Source organism: Cupriavidus pauculus, assembly GCF_008801835.1.
GTDB classification, from domain to species: domain Bacteria; phylum Pseudomonadota; class Gammaproteobacteria; order Burkholderiales; family Burkholderiaceae; genus Cupriavidus; species Cupriavidus pauculus.
In genome coordinates, this window is sequence record NZ_VZOW01000005.1 from 1 (window position 1) to 17,767 (window position 17,767).

At 62.5% G+C, this 17,767-nt stretch carries 13 protein-coding genes; 10 read left to right on the forward strand and 3 right to left on the reverse strand.

Annotated features, from left to right (window positions below):
• Positions 1 to 404: 404 nt before the first annotated feature.
• From F7R19_RS07670 to guaD, 8 genes are all read left to right on the forward strand, one after another.
• Positions 405 to 776 (forward strand): endonuclease, encoded by a 372-nt coding sequence (locus F7R19_RS07670; RefSeq protein WP_150979872.1) that lies wholly within the window; start codon positions 405 to 407, stop codon positions 774 to 776.
• Positions 777 to 976: 200 nt separating this feature from the next.
• The gene (gene istA / locus F7R19_RS07675) at positions 977 to 2,005 is read left to right on the forward strand and encodes an IS21 family transposase (protein ID WP_150979873.1); all 1,029 of its coding nucleotides are present in this window, start codon (positions 977 to 979) and stop codon (positions 2,003 to 2,005) included.
• The gene (gene istB, locus F7R19_RS07680; protein WP_211922719.1) at positions 2,002 to 2,829 is read left to right on the forward strand and encodes an IS21-like element helper ATPase IstB; all 828 of its coding nucleotides are present in this window, start codon (positions 2,002 to 2,004) and stop codon (positions 2,827 to 2,829) included. Before istA ends, istB begins: the two co-directional genes overlap by 4 nt.
• Before the next feature lie 775 nt (positions 2,830 to 3,604).
• Positions 3,605 to 4,774 (forward strand): efflux RND transporter periplasmic adaptor subunit, encoded by a 1,170-nt coding sequence (locus tag F7R19_RS07685; protein WP_150979874.1) that lies wholly within the window; start codon positions 3,605 to 3,607, stop codon positions 4,772 to 4,774.
• A 26-nt stretch (positions 4,775 to 4,800) separates the two neighbouring features.
• Complete coding sequence (locus tag F7R19_RS07690; RefSeq protein WP_061957110.1) at positions 4,801 to 7,947, forward strand: efflux RND transporter permease subunit; 3,147 nt, start codon at positions 4,801 to 4,803, stop codon at positions 7,945 to 7,947.
• Positions 7,944 to 9,425, forward strand: coding sequence for an AdeC/AdeK/OprM family multidrug efflux complex outer membrane factor (locus F7R19_RS07695; protein WP_061957111.1), 1,482 nt, complete (start codon positions 7,944 to 7,946; stop codon positions 9,423 to 9,425). The genes F7R19_RS07690 and F7R19_RS07695 overlap by 4 nt, the downstream gene beginning before the upstream one ends.
• Before the next feature lie 227 nt (positions 9,426 to 9,652).
• Positions 9,653 to 10,933, forward strand: coding sequence for an MFS transporter (locus F7R19_RS07700; RefSeq protein WP_150979875.1), 1,281 nt, complete (start codon positions 9,653 to 9,655; stop codon positions 10,931 to 10,933).
• A 23-nt stretch (positions 10,934 to 10,956) separates the two neighbouring features.
• A complete protein-coding gene (gene guaD / locus F7R19_RS07705) occupies positions 10,957 to 12,297 on the forward strand; it encodes a guanine deaminase (RefSeq protein WP_099047581.1) in 1,341 nt (446 codons plus the stop codon).
• A gap of 11 nt (positions 12,298 to 12,308) precedes the next feature.
• Here guaD and rocF read toward each other — a convergent pair whose 3' ends face one another.
• On the reverse strand, positions 12,309 to 13,211 hold the full coding sequence (gene rocF, locus F7R19_RS07710; RefSeq protein WP_150979876.1) for an arginase: 903 nt from the start codon (positions 13,209 to 13,211) through the stop codon (positions 12,309 to 12,311).
• 152 nt (positions 13,212 to 13,363) lie between these two features.
• Here rocF and F7R19_RS07715 point away from each other — a divergent pair, with 152 nt between their 5' ends.
• Together F7R19_RS07715 and F7R19_RS07720 are read left to right on the forward strand one after the other, a co-directional pair.
• Positions 13,364 to 14,977, forward strand: coding sequence for an MFS transporter (locus tag F7R19_RS07715; RefSeq protein WP_150979877.1), 1,614 nt, complete (start codon positions 13,364 to 13,366; stop codon positions 14,975 to 14,977).
• Between the two features lie 37 nt (positions 14,978 to 15,014).
• Positions 15,015 to 15,476, forward strand: coding sequence for a MarR family winged helix-turn-helix transcriptional regulator (locus F7R19_RS07720; RefSeq protein ID WP_061957116.1), 462 nt, complete (start codon positions 15,015 to 15,017; stop codon positions 15,474 to 15,476).
• A 13-nt stretch (positions 15,477 to 15,489) separates the two neighbouring features.
• On the opposite strand, the gene F7R19_RS07725 is transcribed toward F7R19_RS07720, so the two are convergent.
• Positions 15,490 to 16,824, reverse strand: a complete 1,335-nt coding sequence (locus F7R19_RS07725) for a cobyrinate a,c-diamide synthase (RefSeq protein WP_223506350.1) — start codon at positions 16,822 to 16,824, stop codon at positions 15,490 to 15,492.
• A gap of 99 nt (positions 16,825 to 16,923) precedes the next feature.
• The gene (locus F7R19_RS07730; protein WP_150979878.1) at positions 16,924 to 17,586 is read right to left on the reverse strand and encodes a response regulator; all 663 of its coding nucleotides are present in this window, start codon (positions 17,584 to 17,586) and stop codon (positions 16,924 to 16,926) included.
• Between the last annotated feature and the right edge of the window lie 181 nt (positions 17,587 to 17,767).

Consider the following 17,767-nt stretch of genomic DNA (forward strand, 5'->3'; position numbering starts at 1 on the left):
AACAGGACCGTGAAACGACTTTGCGCCGATGATAGTGCGGACTACCCGTGTGAAAGTAGGTCATCGCCAGGCTCTTATCCCCAAAACCCCCAAGCCCTAAAAGCTTGGGGGTTTTGCTTTTGAGCGAGTGGTTTACAGCGTGCGATGCTTGGTAATCGCCGCGGGCGATGCGTCAGCTCAAGTCTACTCGGGGCGGCGCCAACCACTCGGCAGTCCGGAGACCCAAAATCGGCTTTTACACGCCATGTGTAAAAGCGAACCGAAAATGCGTTTTTCAAGGCATTTTATCGGCCGATACACATAATTTTGCGTCTTAAGCGGTGCTTTTCACCCCGGCACGCCTTTCGCTCTCTATACGTCCATGGTGGCAAATTGGTTGCCCCTTTCGTCTCATGGAGGTAATTATGCGATTGAATCGAGCAAGTACATTTCTCGCAGCAGGTGCTTTTGCGATCTTGTCGGCAAGCGCTGTTGCCCAAACGACGCCCACTCCGCGCGATCCTTATACGCAGGGCGCGGCAACTTCCACGGGCACTTACGATCCGTATTCCAGCGGCGCGCGTACCGGCGATAAATTCGACCCGTACTCGCAAGGCGCCAACCAGAGCACGCGCAGCGATCTCGCTCCGCAGTCTCAAACCTATCAACCTGACATGTCCCAGCCGGTTCAGACCGATCGCGTGGGCGCCTCGGCATATCGCGGCGACATGCGGTGGAGTGGCCCGATGCTCGGCAGTCGTCTCGGACCACGCAGCCGTTTCTTGGACGGCGCTTGAATGAACAACGGCCGGATAACCATTTAAAAGACGTCGCACCATTACCGGACAGCACGCCCTCGCTACCCAGCGAGGGCTTTTTTTATTGACCTCGCGAAACGGCTCGCTGTCGGTGGCGGACGTAAATTGCACGGTAGCGGCGGACGAAATTTGCACACTCGGGCAAGGTGGCGGCTCTGCAAGAGACTGTGGAGCCGCCCATGTACGGGAGGGAACAACGCGTGCTGTTGCGTCACTATCTGGAGCAAGGGCTGCCCAAGGCGCAGATCGCCCGGCAACTGGGCATCAGCCTGCGCACCCTCTATTACTGGATTGAGGCAGGGCAACTGGATCGGGCACTGGATAAGGGGCCAGTACGATACAGCGCCCGACCTACCGTGGCCCGCAAGATCGATCGCTTCAGCGGCATCATCTCGGCCCGGCTTGCCGAGTATCCCCGCTTGACTGCCACGCGGCTGTTTGAGGAGATCCGCGCTGCCGGTTACGAGGGCGGCTATACCCAGGTCAAGGAGTTCGTCCGCCAGGCGCGTCCAGGCGCTGTCCCCGAGCCGGTCGTGCGCTTCGAGACGCCGGCCGGGCGCCAGGCGCAGGTGGATTTCGCCGAGTTCCGGCTGCCATGGGGCAAGCGGTACGCCCTGCTGGTGGTGCTGAGCTACTCGCGACGCCTGTGGCTGCAGTTCTATCCGCGCCAGAGCATGGAAGTGCTCATGGGCGGCCTGGAGGAGGCGTTCGCCTTCCTGGGCGGCGTGCCCACCGAACTGCTGTTCGACCAGATGAAGGCGGTGGTGGTCGGTGACCAGCGCCCAGGCGGGGGCAAGGTGCTGGAGAATGCCGAGTTCGCGCGCTTTGCCGCGCACTGGGGCTTTCGCATCCGCGCCTGCCGGCCGTACCGGGCCCAGACCAAAGGCAAGGTGGAGCGACCCATCGGTTATGTCCGGCAGAGCTTTTTCTACGGCCGGCACTTCCTCAACGACGCCGATCTGAATGCACAGGCCCTGTCATGGGTCACGCACAAGGCCAACCGGCGCATCCATCGCACCACGGGCGAGGCGCCTGATACTCGTTTCCTGCGCGGCGAGCTGGCCACGCTGCAGCCCCTGGCACGGACAGCCTATCGCGGTGTGGTTGCCGTGCAGGAACCCGCGTGTGCCACCACGCCGGCACCCCTGCCACAAGTCGAGCACCGGCCGCTGAGTGTCTACGGCCGATTGGCGGGAGGTTACCGATGAACACCGCAAACTCTCCGCGTGAAACTATTCGCGGCATGCTGGCCGACCTGAAGATGCCCGGCGCGCTGGAGGCAGTGGACCACATCCTCAGCGATGTGGACGGCGGGCAGCTCACGGCGTCAGAGGCGATCCAGCGCCTGCTGGGGGCGCAGATCATGCTGCGCAACAACCGCCGCCTGCAGGCAGCGATGCGCTCGTCCAGGCTCCCCGCAGTCAAGACCTTGGAAAGCTTCGATTTCGCCTTCCAGCCATCGATCAAGCGCGAACAGATCGAGAGCCTGCACGAGCTGGGCTTCGTCGAGCGCAAGGAGAACGTCATCCTGCTCGGGCCGCCGGGCGTGGGCAAGAGCCATCTCGCAATCAGCCTGGCCATCGCGGCGGCCCAACGCGGGCGTCGCGTGTACTACGGCACCCTGATCGACCTCATCACCTCGCTCGAAGAAGCACAGGCCGCCGGCCAACTGATGCGCCGGCTTGCGGTGCTGTCCCATCCTGCGTTGCTGGTGGTCGACGAGATCGGCTATCTGCCAATCACCCATACCGGTGCCGTGCTCTTCTTTCAGCTCATGAACCGGCGTTACGAACACGCCTCGACCGTGCTGACTTCCAACAAGGGTTTCGAGGAATGGGGCTCGGTGTTCGGTGATGAAGTCATGGCTGCCGCACTCATCGACCGTGTGCTCCATCACTGCCATCTGGTCAACATCCGCGGCAACAGCTACCGCATGCGGGAACACACTGAACTGTATCGCGCCCTGCAGGATGAGCTTCTCGTCCCATCGGACACGAACCGGCGCGCTCGGCGCACCAGGGTCACGCAGTAATGAAGTTGAGGGGCGTGCAATTTTCAGGCGCCACAACCATGCAATTTTCGATCGGCGTTGACACTCGCCGACGATGTCACATTGTCTCATTCACGCAAAACACTGTTTTGACCGTAGCGCATGAGCCCGGGAGAGCGGCCCACCTGCCCGAGAAATAAGCAGTTCCACCCTGCATTACGTGTATTTCACGTTATTACAGGCAAATTTCTGTGATCACGATTCATCGTCAAGCTGGTACGATGGCACGCTGTCTGCAGTTTGGATATGGAACTGACAGTTAGCAGTCCGCTCAAATGCTGCATTGCCGCAGAATGCGACAACTTGCCTGGAGGAGGGGGTTGTCGCCATGCCTTGGCGCACCAGGGTGCTACATGGATGGCAGACATTACCGTTTCGGCTGTCGCCAGCAACAATCGACAAAACCGATTATTGTTGCGACCGGCAGTTGCGATGTTCGCAATAGACGGACACGTGATTGCGCGAAGAACGGTAATACCGATAAACGAAGATGTGCAGGACGTTACGAGTACGGGGAGCAGGGACATCGACAGGATGACCCTGTAGCTGGGTGCGCGCGCGGCGTGTCCGGCATTGTGTTTTCCTCCAGGCCAGCAATCTGGCGAAAGCAGGGGCCGATGGCGACAATCCGCTGAATTCGATATCCGAAATTTGCCTGAAGCAGGCACGTCTGTTGCGTCCACGCGCGCCGTGGAGCCCGCTTGGTTGAAGCCAGGCGCAAGAAGAACTAATCCGTTTCATCCTCGAGGAAATCGCTATGCAAGCAATGCGCGCCAAGCGTGCTTTGATTCCAGGCATGCTGGCTATTGCCGTAACGGTGCTAGCCGCATGCGGCAAGAAGAACGAAGCCCCTGCGGCCCAGACGCCTGAAGTGAAAGTTGTCACGCTCAAGAACGAAAGCGTCACGCTCGATACCTCCTTGCCCGGTCGTACGACGCCTTACCGGATCGCGGAGGTCCGCCCGCAAGTCAACGGCATTCTTCAGAAGCGGTTGTTCGTGGAAGGCAGCGACGTGAAGCAGGGTCAGCAGCTTTATCAGATCGATCCGTCGACCTATGAAGCCACGGCCAAGAGCGCCGAAGCCACGTTGGAATCATCGCGCCTGCTGGCTGAGCGTTACGGCCGACTGGTCGGCGATGAAGCCGTCAGCAAGCAGCAATTCGCAGAAGCCCAGGCTTCCTTCATGCAAGCCAAGGCGGCAGTAGATCAGGCGCATATCAATTTGCGCTACACCCGGGTGCTGGCGCCGATCTCCGGCCGCATCAGCCGCTCGCTGGTGACGGAAGGCGCTTTGGTCACCAATGGCCAGGCCACAGCACTGACCACGATTCAGCAGCTCGACCCGATCTATGTGGACGTTACCCAGCCGTCCGCGTCGATTCTGCGCCTGCGCAAGGAACTGGCTAACGGCCAACTGCAAGGCGCCGGCGCCAACGCTGCGAAGGTGACGCTCCAGCTGGAAGACGGCAGCACCTATGCGGAAGCGGGCCGTCTCGAGTTTTCCGAAGTGGCCGTGGATCAGAGCACGGGATCGGTCACGTTGCGCGCCGTGTTTCCGAACCCGCGCAGCGAACTGCTGCCGGGCATGTTCGTGCACGCGCGGCTTGCCGAAGGTGTCAAGAGCTCGGCCATCCTTGCGCCGCAGCGCGGCGTGACGCGTGACCTCAAGGGCCAGCCGACTGCGCTGGTGGTCAACGCCAACAACGAGGTGGAACTGCGCGTCCTGAAGACCGACCGCACCATCGGCACGCGCTGGTTGGTGACCGATGGTCTGAAAGCAGGCGATCGGGTGATCGTCGAAGGTTTGCAGTTTGTTCGCCCAGGCGTGAAGGTCAAGGCAACTGAAGCCGATGCCGCGGCAGCAGGGGATGCGCCCGCCGCCGCATCCGCACCCGCAGCCGCATCCGCGCCTGCCGCAAAGTCCTGATCGGGGCCGACGCATGAGGATTCGCCATGTCTAATTTCTTTATCGAGCGGCCGATCTTTGCGTGGGTGATCGCGCTTGTGATCATGCTCGCCGGCGTGCTGTCGATACGCTCGCTGCCAGTGACGCAATATCCGGCGATTGCGCCGCCCACCATCGCCATTTCGGTGACCTATCCGGGCGCCTCGGCGCAGACCGTGCAGGATACGGTCGTGCAGGTGATCGAACAGCAGCTGAACGGTCTCGACCGTCTGCGCTATATCTCGTCGGAATCGAATTCCGACGGCAGCATGACGATCACGGCTACGTTCGAGCAGGGCACCAACCCTGACATCGCGCAGGTGCAGGTGCAGAACAAGCTCGCGCTGGCTACGCCATTGTTGCCGCAGGAAGTACAGCAGCAGGGTATCCGCGTGACCAAATCGGTGCGGAACTTCCTGATCATCGTGGGCCTGATTTCGACCAATCCGGCCACCACGCGTGAAGATTTGTCGAACTATATCGTCTCGAACCTGCAGGATCCGATTTCGCGGACGGCGGGTGTCGGCGACTTCCAGGTGTTCGGCTCGCAATATGCGATGCGGATCTGGCTCGATCCGGCCAAGCTGAACAGCTACCAGCTGGCGCCGCTCGATGTCAGCACGGCCATCAAAGCGCAGAACGTGCAGGTGGCTTCGGGCCAGTTGGGCGGCCTGCCCGCGGTGCAGGGCCAGCAGCTCAATGCAACGGTGATCGGCAAGACGCGCCTTCAGACCGCGGAACAGTTCGGCAATATCCTCCTGAAGGTGAATCCCGATGGCTCGCAAGTGCGCTTGAAGGATGTGGCCGATGTGGGCCTGGGCGGCCAGGACTACTCCATCAATGCGCAGTACAACGGCAGGCCGGCGTCCGGTATCGCGATCCGTCTCGCTTCCGGCGCCAACGCACTCGAGACGGTCAAGAATGTCCGCAATACGCTGAATCAGCTCGAGCCGACTTTCCCGCCGGGGATCAAGGTGGTGTTTCCGTATGACACCACGCCGGTGATTGCCGATTCCATTCACGAGGTGGTCAAGACCCTGCTCGAAGCCATCGTGCTGGTGTTCCTGGTGATGTACCTGTTCCTGCAGAACTTCCGCGCCACGCTGATCCCGACGATCGCCGTGCCGGTGGTTCTGTTGGGCACGTTCGGGGTGCTGGCAGCGTTCGGCTATTCGATCAACACGCTGACCATGTTCGGGATGGTGCTGGCCATCGGCCTGCTGGTGGATGACGCCATCGTGGTGGTCGAGAACGTAGAGCGCGTGATGTCCGAGGACGGGCTTGGGCCGAAGGAGGCCGCCCGGAAATCGATGGGGCAGATTCAGGGCGCGTTGGTTGGCATTGCGCTGGTGTTGTCGGCCGTGTTCCTGCCGATGGCATTCTTTGGCGGGTCGACCGGGGTGATCTATCGCCAGTTCTCGATCACGATCGTTTCGGCGATGGTGCTGTCGGTGCTGGTGGCGTTGATATTGACCCCGGCGCTGTGCGCCACGATGCTAAAGCCCATCGAGAAGGGCGATCACGGCGAGCACAAGCAGGGCTTTTTCGGCTGGTTCAACCGCAGCTTCATCAAGTCCACGCAGAAGTATGAGCGCGGCGTGGTGGGCATCCTGAAACGCCGCGCGCCGTTCCTGATCATCTATGTGCTGATCGTCGTGGCGATGGGCTTCCTGTTCACGCGGATTCCAACGTCGTTCCTGCCGGAAGAAGACCAGGGCGTGTTGTATGCCCAGGTCCAGACGCCGCCGGGATCGTCGGCAGAGCGTACGCAGGCCGTGCTCGACCAGATGCGCAACTACCTGCTGAACGACGAAGGCAAGATCGTCGAGTCGCTGTTCACGGTGAACGGCTTCAACTTCGCCGGTCGCGGTCAGAGTTCGGGTCTCGCGTTCATCCTGCTCAAGCCGTTCAAGGATCGCGAGGGCGACGCCACCAGCGTGTTCGACCTGACCAAGCGCGCGCAAGCCAAGTTCAGCACGTTCCGCGATTCGCTGGCCTTCGCGTTCGCGCCGCCAGCGGTGCAGGAACTGGGCAACGCCACGGGCTTCGACTTCTACATGCAGGACCAGGCCGGCCTTGGCCACGACGCGCTGATGGAAGCGCGCAACAAGTTCCTTGGCCTGGCAGCGAAGAGCCCGGCGCTCCAACGCGTGCGTCCCAACGGCCTGAACGACGAGCCGCAATACGTGCTGGACATCGACGACGAACGCGCTCGCGCATTGGGTGTTTCCGTGTCCGACATCAACAGCACGGTGTCGATCGCGTGGGGTTCCAGCTACGTGAACGACTTTATCGATCGCGGCCGCGTCAAGCGTGTCTATCTGCAGGGCCGTCCCAATGCGCGGATGAACCCGGAGGATCTGGACAAGTGGTTCGTGCGCAACGACAAGGGCGACATGGTTCCGTTCTCGGCCTTCGCCTCCGGCAAATGGGGCTATGGATCTCCGAAGCTCCAGCGCTACAACGGCGTGCCGGCGGTGGAAATCCTGGGCGAGCCGGCGGCAGGCAAGAGTTCCGGCGAGGCGATGGCTGCCGTCGAGGAAATCATGAAGCAGATGCCGGCTGGCATTTCGTATTCGTGGACCGGGCTTTCCTACGAGGAACGGCTGTCCGGCGCCCAGGCACCGGCGCTCTATGCACTGTCGCTGCTGGTGGTGTTCCTGTGTTTGGCGGCGCTGTATGAAAGCTGGTCGATTCCGTTCTCGGTGATGCTGGTGGTGCCGCTTGGTGTGATTGGCGCGCTGATCGCCACGCTCGCGCGCGGTTTGTCGAACGACGTGTTCTTCCAGGTCGGCCTGCTGACCACGGTGGGTCTGTCGGCCAAGAACGCGATTCTGATCGTGGAATTTGCCAAGGACCTGCACGACCAGGGCAAGGGGCTCGTCGAGGCCGCGGTGGAGGCCTGCCGCATGCGGCTGCGTCCGATCATCATGACGTCGCTGGCGTTCATGCTCGGCGTATTCCCGCTGGCCGTGTCGCAAGGCGCGGGCGCTGGCAGCCAGCACGCAATCGGCACTGGCGTGATCGGCGGCATGATCACGGCGACGGTTCTGGCCATCTTCTGGGTGCCGCTGTTCTTCGTGGTCGTCAGCGCGATCAAGGAACGGCGCCGCAAATCGGGATCGTCCTCCCTGGAAACGGGAGCACAAGCATGAGAAAGACACTACTTTGCCTGGCCGCGGCAGCGGCATTGACCGGCTGCAGCCTGATTCCGACCTATGAGCGGCCGGCTGCGCCGGTGGACGCTGCGTATCCGCAGGGCGATGCCTATCGCGGATCGGCCGGCGACGCGCAAGTGGCGCCGGCGGTGGAGCTCGGCTGGCGCGATTACTTTGCCGATCCACGCCTGCGCAGGCTGATCGAGGTTTCGCTGGAAAACAATCGCGATCTGCGTGTGGCCGCGCTGAATGTCGAAGCGTACCGTGCGCAGTACCGCATCCAGCGCGCGGACTTGTTCCCTGAAGTCGGCGCGACCGGCCAAGGTACGCGCCAGCGCGTGCCGGCGGACCTGTCCACCACGGGGCAGCGCGTGATCAGCAGCCAGTACGGCGTGTCGCTCGGCACCACGGCCTGGGAAATCGATCTGTTCGGCCGATTGCGCAGCCTGAGCGACGCCGCGCTTCAGCAATACTTCGCCAGCGAGGAGGCGCGCCGCAGCACGCAGATCGCGCTGGTGGCCAGCGTCGCCAACGCCTATCTGACGATGCGCGCCGACGAGGCGCAACTGCAGGTCACACGCGATACGCTTGGCACCTACGAGCGGACGTACAACCTGACGCGCCGCAGCTTCGAGGAAGGCGTCGCGTCTCGTCTGGACTTGCGCCAATCGCAGACGCAGGTCGAGAACGCGCGTGCATCGCTGGCCCGATATACGCGTCTGGTGGCGCAGGACGCCAATGCGCTGACGCTGCTGCTCGGCACGGCCATGCCGGCGGACCTGCCCGAAGGATTGAGCCTCTACCAGAAACTGGTCGCCGATGTGCCGGCCGGCATGCCGTCGGATCTGTTGCAGAACCGTCCCGACATCCTCGCGGCCGAGCATCGTCTGCTGTCGGCCAACGCCGATATCGGCGCAGCGCGCGCGGCGTTCTTTCCGCGCATCACGCTGACCGCTTCGGGCGGCACGGCCAGCCGCCAGTTGTCCGGACTGTTCGATGCGGGATCGGGTACGTGGTTGTTCTCGCCGCAGATTACGCTGCCGATCTTCACCGCCGGCAGCCTGCGCGCGAGCCTCGACTACGCGAAGGTCCAGAAGGACATCAACGTCGCGACGTACGAACGGACCGTGCAGTCGGCGTTCCGCGAGGTGTCGGACGGTTTGGCCGCGCGTGGCACTTACACCGATCAGCTTCAGGCACAACAGCGGCTTGTCGAAGCCAGTCAGGACTACTTCAGATTGGCGGAGGGCAGATACCGTACTGGCGTCGATAGCTATCTGACGCTGCTCGACGCGCAGCGGCAGCTGTTCAACGCGCAGCAGGCACTGATCGATGCACGGTTCAATCAGCTGACCAGTGAAGTCAATCTCTACAAGGCGCTGGGAGGCGGGCTGAACGAGGTTACCGGGCCAGCGGCACCTGACGCCGGCACTACAACTGGCAGCGCAGCCAACAGCAATAAATCGGCATCCTGATCGCCGCGCGCGAAATCGATGCAGTCATGACGGAGGCAGCTTCTGGCTGCCTCCGTTTTTTATTTTGGCGTCAAGCCGGTTGCATTCGCGATGCGCGCGATGGCTGCGCCATCAGAGCCGCATCGAAATAAGTGGCATCGATTTACGGCGAGCTGCATCAAAAAAAATCACTTCGACGACGCCCCTCTGTGCACGATAGTTCTCGCATCCACATCGAGGGGCAAGAGATGGCACAGACGCAATCCACATCGATAGCGCGGACAGCGCAAGTGCAGCTCGGCGGCGCCCGGGCCTGGTGGGTATGGACGCTTTCCGTATTGTTTGTGGTGTACCTGTTCAGCGTGCAGACCGGCTACTCGGTCGTCAACGCGGACATCGGGCGCGATGTTGCGTTGAGCGTCACGCAAATCAGTACGATCGCCGCCGTGTACACCTGGGTATTCGCGGTCTGCCAGTTTTTTGGCGGCGCATTGCTGGACCGCCTTGGCGCGCATAAGGTGCTGCCGCTGTCGGTCGCGCTGGTGACGCTCGGGGTGTTTCTGTTTGCCAACGCCACCAGCTATCCAATGTTGCTGGCATCGCAATTCGTAATGGCGATTGGCGCATGCACCGGCTTTGTCGGTGGCGGATATATCGGCGGTCAATGGTTTGGCATGGCCAAATTCAATTTCATGTTTGGTCTCGTGCAATTGTGCGCATCGCTGTCATCGGCTTTTTCAGTGACGGCACTTCAATACGCATTGGCGCAGATGGAGTGGCGCACGCTGTTCAATTACGTCGGCGCATCTGGCGTGATACTGACCGTGCTGGCCTATATCTATTTGCGCAATCCGGCGCCGGTGGAGCAGACCGCGGACAGCATCGGAGGATTCTTCAAGGATGTCATCGCATCGCTGAACGCGGTAATGAAGATCTTTCACGTCTGGCTATGCGCGCTTATCTGTGCGGTGCTGTTCGGCAGTCTGCTGGCAGGCGGTGTGGTCTGGACTCCCAAGCTCATGGCAGTGCGCGGCGCGTCGCCGGAGCAGGCGGCCTTCAGTGCGTCGCTGCTATGGCTTGGGCTGGCCGCAGGTTGCCTTGTGCTGCCTGCATGGTCGGACAGGCTGCGTCGGCGCAAGCTGCCGATCGTACTGGGCTGCGCCATTCAGCTCGCGTGCGCGTCCGCCATTCTCTATGTGCCGGTGCTGCCGATCTGGCTGGCACTGTTACTGAACTTCATTTTTGGCTTTGCCAACGCGGCGCATATGCTGACCTTCAGTAGCGCGGCCGACGTTGTGCCGCCGCAGTTGATCGGCACATCGGCGGCGTTCGTCAACGGATTGGCGTTTATTGCGGGCGGCATCATGATCGCCCGGCCCGGCGCGCGAGTCGCCATGGGGGAAGCCGAGGGCCTCGCCGAGCATTCGTTGGCGCTGGCGCAGTATGCGGCGCTTCCGATCGTCGTGGCGCTGGCAGTGGCGTTACTGCTGTCGCTGATCATGCGCGAGTCCTATCCCAAACAACAGTAAGACCTTGAATGGAGAGCAATGACATGAGCACGACAGCCATTCGCGCCGCGGCAGTGACATTTCGCGCCGACCCGTTCCTGCATGAACCCGCCGACTGCCTGGTGTACGAGCCCGATGCCGTCATCGCCATGGACGACGGCAAGATCGCGGATTTCGGCCCCGCCGACGAGGTGTTGAAGCGCCTGCCCGCCGATACGTTGGTTCTTCACTATCCCGATGCGATCGTTAGCGCCGGCTTTATCGATACGCATATCCATTATCCGCAGACCCAGATGGTCGCCGCGTTCGGCGAACAACTGCTCGAATGGCTGACCAAATACACGTTCATCGCGGAACAGCAGTTTGCCGATATCGGGCACGCGCGCAGCGTGGCGGGGGTCTTCCTGCGGGAGCTACTGCGTGCCGGGACCACTACGGCGGCCGTCTACTGCACTGTGCATCCGCAGTCGGTAGATGCGTTCTTCGAGGAATCGAGCCGCTTCAATACGCGCATGATCGCGGGCAAAGTACTGATGGACCGCAACGCGCCGCCTGCGCTGCTGGACACCGCGGAGACGGGATACCGGGAGAGCCAGGCGCTGATCGGACGCTGGCATGGCCGAGGGCGCCAGCACTATTGCATTACACCGCGCTTTGCGCCTACCAGCACCGACGCCCAGCTCGATGTCTGCGGCACGCTGCGCAAGGAGTATCCCGACGCCTACGTGCAGACGCATCTGTGCGAGAACCTCGATGAAATCGCCTGGGTGCGGTCCTTGTTCCCGGCACGCCAAAGTTATCTGGATGTTTACGCGCATGCGGGCATCGTCGGCGACCGGTCCATCTACGGTCACGGTATCCACTTGACCGAGCAGGATTTCGCGATCTGTCACCAGACCGGCGCGGCGCTAGCGCACTGCCCGACCTCGAACCTGTTCCTGGGCAGCGGCCTATTCCGGTTGTTCGATGCCAAGCAAGCCGCGCGGCCGGTGAGGGTGGGCCTTGGCACCGATATCGGCGCCGGGACCAGCTTCTGCCAGTTGCAGAGCCTGAACGAGGCATACAAGGTTGCCGCCATGAATGGTACACGGCTGACGGCAATCCACGCCTGGTATCTGGCCACGCGAGGCGGCGCCGAGGCGCTGTGTCTCGAAAACACCATCGGCTCGATCGCTCCCGGCTTCGATGCCGATCTGGTTATCCTCGATCGCAAGGCCACGCCGATGCTTGATTTTCGCGACGCCTACTGCGCGGATATCGTCGAACGCCTTTTCGTGCTGATGACGCTCGGGGACGATCGCGTGGTGCGCGCCACCTATGTGGCAGGCCAGCGCGTCTACGATCGCGACGCGCAGGGCGAGCGCTTCAACTATCCGGCAGCCTGATCGCGCCGCGGCTACAGCGTGGATTTGCCGAACAGGCTTTCGATCAGTTCCACCACGAGTTCCGCGGTCTGGTTGTGGACATCGCGCGCCGGATTGAGTTCGAGCACGTCGAGCGAGCATAGCGCGCCGGTGTCCTCGATCATTTCCAGCGCCAGATGCGCCTCGCGATAGGTCGGCCCGCCGCGCACCGGCGTGCCCACCCCTGGCGCGATCTGGCTGTCGAGAAAGTCCACGTCAAAGCTGACATGCAGATGTGTATCGGCGTCGATGCCCGCCAGCGCGCGCTCCATCGTCTGCCGCATGCCGTTCTCGTCGATGTAGCGCATGTCGTAGACCGTCAGTCCCAATTCGCGCAGGCGCAACTTCTCTTCGGCATCGACGCTGCGGATGCCGATCTGGCGGATCTGTTGGGGCGACATGGCTGGCGTGACGCCGCTCAACGCGGTGAGCGGCGCCGGACCATCGCCGCACAGGCAAGCCACTGGCATCCCATGGATATTGCCTGTGGGGCTGGTGCTGCCCGTGTTGGCATCGGCGTGGGCGTCCAGCCATAGCACCATCAGGCGTTTGCCTTGCTCGCGGCAGTGTCGGGCAGCGGCGCTGACCGACCCGATCGCCAGGCAATGATCGCCACCCATCAGCAGCGGCATATGCCCCGCTGTCAGCGCGGCGTACGCGGTGTCGAAGATCTGGCGGTTCCATGCCAGCACTTCTTCCAGGTGCCGCATGCCGTCGACCGGCGGTTGCCAGGGGTTGCCCGGTCCGTTCAGGTTGCCGATGTCTCGTACATCGAGACCGTTCCGTATCAATGCGCCGGCGATGTCGGCCACGCGTAGCGCTTCCGGGCCCATCGAGGCGCCGCGAATGCTGGCCCCGACGTCTGTCGGTGCACCGAACAACGTGATCGGCTTCATGCGAACTCCTTTGACTTGCGGATGGCTGACCCAAGAATGATGGCACGATCCGCCACCTGTTTGACGCGCTCGGAAATTCCCCAGCACACGATGCGCCAGGAGCCTATAATTTCTCGATCCTTGACGTTACAACGATTGATTCGGCAACAGAAATGGCTTCGAAACCCCATCCAGCGCAGGATCCAGCACAAATAAACAACCGAGGGCAGGTGCTGCCGTTTCGGGAATCTCTGCTGGCCATGCTGGGCATCGCGTTTGTTGTCATGCTGGTGGCGCTGGACCAGACCGTGGTGGCTACCGCATTGCCCACCGTGGTGGCCGAACTTCAAGGCTTCGAGTACTACGCATGGGTCGCTACGGCGTATCTGCTGACATCGGTGATTACCGTGCCGATTTTCGGCCGGCTTGGCGACTATTACGGCCGCAAGCCGTTCGTACTGGCATCGATCGTGGTGTTTCTTGCGGCTTCAGTATTGTGCGGCATGGCCAACAACATGCTGTTCCTGGTGGGTGCGCGCGCACTGCAGGGCATTGGCGGCGGCATGCTGGTCGGTACCGCATTTGCCTGTATTCCGGACCTGTTCCCCGATTCCCATGTGCGCCTGCGTTGGCAGGTGATGATGAGCACCGCGTTCGGCCTGGCCAACGCCCTGGGCCCGTCGCTGGGCGGCGTGCTGACGGAATGGTTTGGATGGCGAGCGGTGTTCTACATCAACGTACCTGTTGGCGTGCTCGGACTGCTGTTCGCATGGCGATATTTGCCACACCTCAGGCAGGCCTCGCACGACGGCCCTGTGCGGATAGATTGGCTGGGCGCCATGTTGATCGCGGTGGGCCTTGGCAGCCTGCAACTGTCGGTCGAATGGCTGCCCGAGCGTGGCCTGGGGCTGGTGACCGTCGGCCTGATGGTGTTGTCGTGCGCCGCATTCGTGGCGCTGTGGCAATGGTCGCACCGTTGCGCGAACCCGATTTTGCCGCTCGACATGTTCAGAAATCCGGCGCTGTCCCCGCTTTTCTTGCTCGGGGTGCTGGGCGGATTCGCGATGTTTGCGTTGCTGCTCTACGCGCCGTTGCTGTTTCAGGGCGGGTTTGGCTACTCGCCGAAGGAAGCGGGGCTGCTGGTAACGCCGCTCGTGGTATGCATCACGGTGGGCAGTATCGTCAACGGCCGGATCATTACACGCATCCCGCGGCCTAACAGCATGCTTTATGCCGGTTTCGCCATGTTGGCGTTGGCGCTGCTCGGGCTCTCCCAGGCCACGCGCGCTATGCATCACCACGTGCTGCTGGCCATCATGCTGTGCGCGGGGCTCGGTCTTGGATTCGTCCTGCCGAACCTGACCGTCTTTGCACAGCAGACGGCAGGCCGCTCGCACCTGGGCATTGCCACGGCCATGTTGCAGTCGCTACGCATGGTGGGAGGGATGGTCGGGACCGCGCTGGTTGGCACACTGGTGACGCGCAGCTATACATCGAGTGTTACCAATGCACTTGCTGCGGCAAATGCATCGGAATGGGCGCCCAGAATGACGGACCCGCAGATCTTGATCGACAAGGCATCGCAGGCCGAATTGCTGACCAATCTGCACAGTGCAGGGCACAATGGAGCCTTGCTGCTTGAGCAGGCGCGCGCATCGCTGGTTAGCGCGATCCATTTGGGCCTGATGCTGGCGGCGATTGCAGCATTGATCGGCATCTGGCGCACGCGCCGCGTGCCGCCCATCAAGCTGACGCGGGTGCAAGAGCCTGCGATGGCGACGGACTGAACATCGGCGGAAGATCTTCGCCAACAGGAGACTGAATTTGGAACTGGAGCGACAAAGCCTGGCCGTGCTGCAACAGTTTGGACGCACGTACCGGGCGTACGCATCGGCGTTCGAACAGCGTATCGGCCATCCGCTGCCGCGCTGGCGCATTCTCTTTGCCTTGTACGGACACGAGGGCCCCATTGCGCAGAAGCCGCTGGCCGATCGCGTTGGCATGGACCCCGGCGCGCTTACGCGTCAATTGAAGGCCCTGCAGGAGTTGGGCTGGGTCGAGCGCACCACCAGCGAGCGTGACAATCGCATGACCAACGTCACGTTGACAACCCTCGGACGAGACATCGTCGATCAGGCGATGCCGCGCCGATCCGCGTTTCTGCAGGATGTGCTCGCCAACGTGTCCGAAACCACGATGCACAATCTGTCGAAGGGCCTGGCGCAGCTGGAATCAGGCATTGCCGATGCTGTGGCACGGACGACAGCGGAACGCGACGCAGCCTGAAATTTTCCACGCATCACTCCCCGCCAAGCAGCGCCGCGATGGCCGTGTGATTCGACGGGAAATACAAGTGCACATATGACGCGGTGAGCGACCCTACCCGATACACGGCTTCGCCACGCGACCCATCGTGCGGCGATACCGCGTGGGTGATCGGTGTCAATGGCGAATCGGTCGCGGAATAGTGAAACGTGTGCCCGCGTATGACGCCATGCTGCGTCGGCAGCGTGACGGCTTGATGCCCGATTGCCGCCAGCCGTTTCTGCATCGTAACGGTGCCCTGCAGCAGCCCCGCCATCGCATAGGCGACACCCGCCTTGTCGACCAGTGTGTCGAACAGCATCATCATGCCGCCGCATTCGGCCAGGATCGGCATGCCGAGCGCGTGCGCGTCACGAATCGCGCGAACCATCGATATATTCGCGGCCAGGCCGGCGGCATGCAATTCAGGATAACCGCCCGGCAGCCACAAGGCGTCGCACGGCGGCAGCGTCTGGTCGTGCAGTGGCGAGAACCAAGCAATATCGGCACCCAGCGCTGTCAACGTTTCGACATTGGCGGGATAGATAAAGCGGAATGCCTCGTCTCGCGCGATGGCGATACGTTTGCCGGCCAGCAATGCGGGCACCGGCGGTGCGCCGACGTCGGCGATCGGCACCGGCTCGGGAAGTTGTGCGATCGGCTGGGTGGCAAGGGCGTCGGCAAGACGGTCCAGCCGATCCATCAGATCCGGCAACTCGTCCGCGCTGAACAGGCCCAGGTGCCGCTCCGGCAGGCTCGCCGCTGGGTCGCGCGCCAGCGATCCTGCCCACTTGATGTCCGGCGCAAGGCTTTCGCGCACCAGGGTCGCGTGACGGGGGCTGCCGACGCCGTTGGCCAATACGTGCATGGCGCGAAACGGCTGCCCGTAGTGCGCCAGGCCGTAAGCGACGGCGCCGAATGTTTGCGCCATGGCGCCGGCCTGTATCACGCTCAGCACCGGCAGGCCGAACAGCCGGGCCACATCGGCGCTGCTGGGCGTGCCGTCGTGCAGACCCATCACGCCCTCGACCAGAATGAGGTCTGCCTCGCGCGCCGCGCTGGCCAGCCTGGCGCGCGCGTCGGCCTCTCCCGTCATCCATAGATCGATCGAGTGCACTGGTGCGCCGCTGGCCGCGGCAAGCAAGGTCGGGTCGAGGAAGTCCGGCCCGGTCTTGAACACGCGCACCCGCAGCCCCTGGCGTGCATGCAGGCGCGCCAGTGCAGCGGTGATCGTGGTCTTGCCCTGGCCGGAGGCCGGCGCGGCCACGAGCAGAACGGGCACGCGGCAGGTTTCGAGCGTGGGGGAACAGGCGCTTGGCGTGGACAGCATGGGCAGCGGACACTCCGCAGGGGTGGCAATGGCGGCGGCGCCTGGCGAGGCCAGCATGCGCCGCGGCCGATTATAGCGGGCAGTGGCATGCATCGTGGATCAACTCCTTGGCAGGACGACGCCCTGCAGTGCCGCGCATTCGAACAGCTCGCGGTCATTGCTGACGCCCAGCTTGTGCATGGCGCAGTTTTTCTGCCGGCTGATGGTTTTGACACTCCGGCATAGCGTCGTGGCAATTTCGGTAACGGACCGGCCGGTCAGAAACAGGCGCAACACTTCCGTCTCGCGCGCCGACAGGCGTTGTTCGCCATCGCTGCCGCAGGGAAGCATGGTGCGCAGGTCGGTGGGCGCCAGAGCGCGCAGCGCGGACTTGCCGATATAGGTGAAGCCGCGCTGCGCCCGCGCAATTGCGGTGACGATCTCGTCGAGCTGGCAATCCTTGAGTAATAGTCCCTGAATGCGGACATCAAGAATGGTCCGCAATACCAGCGGATTGGTGATCATGGTCAGTACCACTATCGACATGGCTGGATAGCGGCGGCGCAAGGCGCTGATCAGCCTTACGCCGTCTAGCTCGGCGGGGCCGGGCATATGGAAATCCGTCACCACGACATCCGGCCGCTCAATGTCGGCCTGCTGCAGCAATTCCGAGGCACTTGCAACTTCCCCACAAACTTCCCAGCCGGTTTGGGTCTGCACCCTGGCCCGGATCGCCGCCGTAATGACGGGGTGGTCGTCGGCCAGCAAAATCCTCAACGTCATCCATTGACTCCTGTGCTGTACATGGCTCAGCGTTCGGCTCCGCGCTGGCGTCAAAAAAGCGCCGCACGCGACAGACGTGTGCGGCGCGAACACGCAGCAACTGCGTACACCCGGCGCACCGGACCAAACGGGCGACGATCCGATGCGACGCGATGCCAGCCGAGAGTAATGGGAGGCGTTG